At 36.4% G+C, this 5,718-nt stretch carries 4 protein-coding genes; 3 read left to right on the top strand and 1 reads right to left on the bottom strand.

The window, feature by feature from the left end; genetic code table 11:
- The first annotated feature begins 428 nt into the window (after positions 1-428).
- The 3 genes from AB1422_15900 (at position 429) to AB1422_15910 (ending at position 5,538) form a co-directional block, all read left to right on the top strand.
- Entirely contained in the window at positions 429-2,168 is a 1,740-nt protein-coding gene (locus tag AB1422_15900) for an AAA family ATPase (protein MEW6620793.1), read from the top strand.
- Positions 2,169-2,263: 95 nt separating this feature from the next.
- Positions 2,264-4,420 (top strand): alginate lyase family protein, encoded by a 2,157-nt coding sequence (locus AB1422_15905; GenBank protein MEW6620794.1) that lies wholly within the window; start codon positions 2,264-2,266, stop codon positions 4,418-4,420.
- Positions 4,417-5,538 carry a glycosyltransferase family 2 protein gene (locus AB1422_15910; GenBank protein MEW6620795.1) on the top strand — a complete coding sequence of 374 codons (1,122 nt, stop codon included), beginning with the start codon at positions 4,417-4,419 and terminating at the stop codon, positions 5,536-5,538. Before AB1422_15905 ends, AB1422_15910 begins: the two co-directional genes overlap by 4 nt.
- Here AB1422_15910 and AB1422_15915 read toward each other — a convergent pair.
- Positions 5,484-5,718: hypothetical protein (locus AB1422_15915; GenBank protein MEW6620796.1), on the bottom strand; the 235-nt coding region annotated here is incomplete at its 5' end. The genes AB1422_15910 and AB1422_15915 overlap by 55 nt on opposite strands.

The raw sequence follows: 5,718 nt of genomic DNA on the forward strand, positions 1-5,718 counted from the left end.
TTTTCCACAATCAATTTCTACCTATTTCTATAAATTTCAATCTATTTCTATTATCTTATCTCCATATCACTCTTATCTCCTTATCCCCTTTCTTACACTTTTGATATATAGCCTGAACGGTTACGCCACAAATGGACACGAATTAACCTGTGACATTCGATAAATGTAGTGCGAACCTTTAGGTTCGCTTTCCTGCTTGCCAGAAGCGAGGCTAAAGTCTCGCACTACAAATCTTTTCGACCTGTGCGATTAGACTAATTCATCGCAGAGACGCAAAGGAAAAATAAATGTAAAATGTAAAATAGGAAATGAAAAATGGGAAATTTTAGTACTTCGCAAGACTCATTACCTTTCAGTTATACATTTTCATTGGACATTATCCATTTTACATTTAACCGCACAGGTGGAAATATTTTGGAGGTTATCAGATGTTAACACGAATTAAGGTGAGGAATTTTAAGAAGCTTGGTGATATTGATATTGAGCTTGGGAATACTGTTGTCTTAATAGGACCAAACAACAGTGGCAAAACTTCTGCTTTGCAAGCAGTTGCATTGTGGGATATGGGAATAAAACAATGGAATGCAAAAAGAAAGGGAAAGTCATCCCCTGAAAAAAGACCTGGAGTAACTATCAACAGGCTCGAAATGATATCTATCCCAGTTCCAAGCATTAATCTATTATGGTCAGATTTGCATACAAGGGATGTAAAACAAGTAATAGGAAAGACCTCTGTAAAAAATGTAAGAATAGATGTTATTGTTGAAGGGATTTCAAATGACAAACCCTGGTCGTGTGGGATGGAATTTGATTATATCAATGAAGAATCACTTGTTTGTAGACCTGTTCGCAAAGCTGGATTTGAAGATAAATTGGTTAAAGATGCAAGGTTCACTGAAATCCCAGACGAAATAAGTGATGTTAAAATTGCATTTCTTCAACCTATGTCAGGATTGGCGGCAGTAGAGGCAAAATTAGAATCAGGGAGAATCAATGTGCTTATGGGTGAAGGCCAGACTGCACAGGTGTTAAGGAATTTATGTTACCAGGTATATGAGAAATCAATATCAGACTGGAACAAACTTACTGCTCAAATAAAGATACTTTTTGGTATAGACCTTTTACCTCCTCAATATATAAAAGAACGAGGAGAAATAAAGATGTCTTATAAAGAACGCAAAGGAACGAAATTTGATATATCCTCTTCTGGAAGGGGACTTCAACAAACACTGCTTTTGCTTGCTCATCTATATGCAAATCCAAAAACAATATTGCTCCTTGATGAACCTGATGCACATCTTGAAATTCTAAGACAGAGGGAAACATATCAGTTGATTACAGAAATAGCTGAAAAAAAAGGGTGTCAGATTATTGCTGCCAGTCATTCAGAGGTCGTGCTTAATGAAGCTGCTAATCGTGATGTTGTTATAACTTTTGTAGGTAAACCTCATAGAATTAACGATAGGGGGAGTCAAGTTTTAAAATCGCTTAAGGAGATTGGATATGAACATTACTATTTAGCAGAAGAAACAGGATGGGTATTATACCTTGAAGGTGCAACCGACCTGGCAATTTTACGGAAGTTTGCAGAGATTTTAGGGCATAAAGAGGCAAAAGAGATTCTTGCAACCCCTTTTGTTCATTATGTTGGAAACAAACCAAATGAGGTAAAAAGGCATTTTTGGGGATTAAAATATGCAAAAAAAGACCTAACCGCAATTGCAATCTTTGATCGTCTGGAAAAGAATTTGCCTAATGATATGGGCGTTAAAGTGCTCCAATGGAGAAAAAGAGAGATAGAGAATTACTTGTGTATGGAAAAGGTACTTCTATCATATGCAAAATATGATCTACCCGATGATCTTTTTGGAAACGCTGAGGCTCATCGAAGAGTTAGTGCTATGAAAGAGGCTATTTTAGAATTAACCTCTGCATTAAAAACCCTAAATAAGCCAGCGCCATGGTCGCCGGATATAAAAGCAACAGATGATTTTCTTGATCTTTTATTTGATAACTATTTTAAAAAGTTAGGATTACCAAATCTTTTAAAAAAGTCAGATTATCATATTCTTGTTCAGTTTGTGCCAAAAAATGAGATAGATTCAGAAATCACAGAAAAACTTGATGCTATTGTTGAGATTGCTAAAAGAGCAATACCAATGGTTTAATTTTATGCAAAAAACAATACTCCCTATGAAGAGCCAAAATGGTTAGCCTGGGATTACCGGCATTACAAAACGGCTTCTTGAGCAGAGGTTTTATAATGTTCACCCTATTTTTTAAAATCAGGAAAATCTCGGTTAAAGAAATCTTATTCAGAACTAAAAAATTAATTGGACAAAGATTAGAAATATGGGGACATACCCCATATTTAAAGCGGGAATATGGGATGTGTCCCCATATTCATCTTATAGAAAAAGATGAGATATTTAATACCTATTTGCCTCAAACAAGGTATATTCAGGAGGCAGATAAAATATGTGAACATAAGTTCGCATTATTAGGTATAAATGTCGAGTATAAAGATACGATTGAATGGCATAAACATCCGCTAACCAAACAGGAGTATCCACTAAAATTATATTCAAACATCTATAAATTCTTAAGCCATGGGGATGTAAAATATGTCTGGGAAATCAGCCGACATGAGCACTTTGTTTCCCTCGGATTAGCCTGGTGCCTGAGCGGGGATGAAAAATATCGCCGGGAATTTTGTGCTCAGATAACTGATTGGATAGATTCTAACCCTTATTTACTTGGTGTCAATTGGTCGAGTGGTTTAGAGGTAGCGCTACGGGCAATAAATTGGGTAATGGCTTATAACCTCTTCTTAACATCTATAGATGCAGAGGTCCATTATAAGATTTTAAATAGCCTTTACCAGCACGGAAGATACCTTATCCGTAATCTGTCCTTTTTTTCAAGTCCGTATAACCATTTAATTGGAGAGGCAACGGCGCTTTTTATCTTAGGGTTTTTATTCCCGGGACTCAAAGAGGTAAATCAATGGAAAAAAACAGGCTGGCAAATACTTAAATCAGAACTTAAAAACCAGTTTTATGAAGATGGTGGCAATGTCGAACAGGCAGTATCCTATCACCATTACACATTAGGGTTTTATCTACTGGCGATTATCCTTCAGATGAAAAATGATATTGAGGTTGAGCCAGAGATTCTAAAGGCTATTGAGCGAGTGATGGAATTTTCTATGTATCTAACAAAACCTGATAGTCGAATGCCAATGATTGGGGATGGGGATGGTGCTCGGTCAATTAAATTTGGTGTCGTAGATGACCATTGGGATTTTAGAACCTTTCTTTCAATCGGAGCAATTTTATTCAATCGTGGAGATTTTAAAAAGATAAGTGGTAAAATCAGTCAAGAGACAATATGGCTACTGGGTAGTGCTGGGCTAAAAAGATATGAGGCGATTTGCGAAAAAGCCGCAGAGCAAACCTCAATGGCGTTTTCTGCAAGTGGTTATTTTATTATGCGTAGTCACTGGGACAAAGATGGGGATTATTTATGTTTTGATTGTGGCCAACAAGCCGCAGGACTTCATAAAGATGCAACACCATCCGTTGCCCATGGTCATGCTGATGCCCTTTCTCTGGAACTTGTAGTTAATGGGCAACCACTCATTATTGACCCGGGGATGTATTCATATTTTGATGAGCACTTTCAAAATTACTTTCGAGCCACACCCGCTCATAATACGATTGTAATTGACCGTAAGTCTCAAGCCACATTAGTCGGCAAACTTGGCTGGAGTAATACCTATTCCACAAAATGTCAGAAATGGTTTACCTCTGAACTTGCCGATTATGTGGAGGGGGAACACGATGGCTATGCCCCGATTATCCATAAAAGAATAATCTTTTTTAATAAATTGACTAAATACTGGCTTATTTTTGATTACTTAGACGGAAAAGAAAAACATCTGATTGAACAATATTTCCACTTTGCACCGACCGCGATGGAAGTTAACAAAGAATCAATTGTTACTCAACATGCTTTACTTATGCCAATTAATCCAGATTTAGTCAATCTTGAAGTCGAAGAAGGCTGGGTAGCTAAAAATTATGGGGTGAAAATTAAAGCCCCGGTGGTAAAATACTCCACAACATCAATATTACCCGCATCTCTGGGTGTGATAATCTATCCAACAGGGCTAAATCGTCCTAAGATAGAACAATTAAATAAACGGGCGTTTAAATTAATTACCCCTCATTGGATAGACTATCATTTACTCAGTAGAGATTGTGAAGGGATTGAAACAGATGCGAGATTTAGCCACATCCGATTCGATAATAAAGGAGATATTAAAGGATTTACCATCATTCAAGGCTCATTTTTAATGATTAATCAAAAGGAAATTTTTAGAACGACTCAATTAACAGATATGGTGAAAATATTATGATAACTACCATTTTATTCTTAATATCATTTATATGTCTTGGACACACTTACATCTTTTATCCGCTTATCCTCATACTATTATCTCTGGTAGCCAAAAAGGGTGTAGTTAGAGATGAGAATTTTTTACCAGCAGTTAGTTTGTTAGTCGCGGCTTATAATGAGGAAAGGATAATCAGAGAAAAGGTAGAAAATTCACTTTCAATAGATTATCCAAAGGACAGATTAGAGATTATAATTGCCTCAGATGGTTCTACGGATAAAACTAACGAGATTGTGGCTGAGTATAAAGACATAATATTAAAAGAGTTACCTCGAGCCGGGAAGATAACCGCCGTAAATAAAACCCTCCCACAGGCTACTGGTGAAATTATAGTTTTATCGGATGCTAACACAATGTATGAAAAAGATGCCATAAAAAAGTTAATTCGTAATTTTAAAGATGAAACTGTAGGTGGGGTAACGGGTAAGGTCCTATTAATAAGTGAAAAAGCGACTTATGGCCAGGGAGAAAGTCTTTATGGTAAATATGAAAGATATATTCAGAAAAAAGAAAGTCAAATTTCTTCTATCATCGGCGTTGATGGGGCAATGTATGCTATCCGTAAAAATCTATTTAAACTAATTCCTCCGGAAATAATTTTAGATGATTTAGTTAATGGAATGAACATTGTCAAACAAGGATACCGCGTGATTTATGATGAGTCTGCCGTTGGTTATGAAGATACCGCCGCGAGTAGTAAAGGTGAATTTATCCGGCGGGTCAGGGTATCTGGAGGTGGATTTCAGATGATAGTTAAAAATCAAGGTGTCCCGTCGATTAAACAGCCATTTTTCCTCTTCCAATTTATCTCTCATAAGTTATTTCGCTGGCTGACTCCATTTTCCCTCATTATCCTTTTTACAACTAATTTATTTTTAATAAATATAAATCTTTTTTATAAAATTTGTTTTGTTTGCCAGTCACTTTTTTATCTTCTGGCATTGATGGGTGGATTCTTCAAATTAAAGGCATTGGGAACACCATTTTATTTTTGTCTAATTCAGCTGGCATCGCTTATCGGTGTTTATCGACTCATCACGGGTAAATTAAGGGTTACCTGGACCAAAGGGAGAGAATAATAAATACAGGGGAAACCAGGCATGAACCTGCGGTTCACAAACGAGGATGAAAATTGGTAACCGTTCAGGCTATATATCAAAAGTGTAAGAAAGGGGATAAGGAGATAAGGGTGATATGGAGATAAGATAATAGAAATAGATTGAAATTTATAGAAATAGGTAGAAATTGATTGTGGAAAA

Source organism: bacterium (assembly GCA_040757115.1).
Lineage (GTDB): Bacteria > UBA9089 > CG2-30-40-21 > CG2-30-40-21 > SBAY01 > JBFLXS01.

Excerpts from the sequence above, each read along its gene's own strand:
- AB1422_15900 (MEW6620793.1), top strand. The coding sequence starts at position 429 with ATGTTAACACGAATTAAGGTGAGGAATTTTAAGAAGCTTGGTGATATT.
- AB1422_15905 (MEW6620794.1), top strand. The coding sequence starts at position 2,264 with ATGTTCACCCTATTTTTTAAAATCAGGAAAATCTCGGTTAAAGAAATC.
- AB1422_15910 (MEW6620795.1), top strand. The coding sequence starts at position 4,417 with ATGATAACTACCATTTTATTCTTAATATCATTTATATGTCTTGGACAC.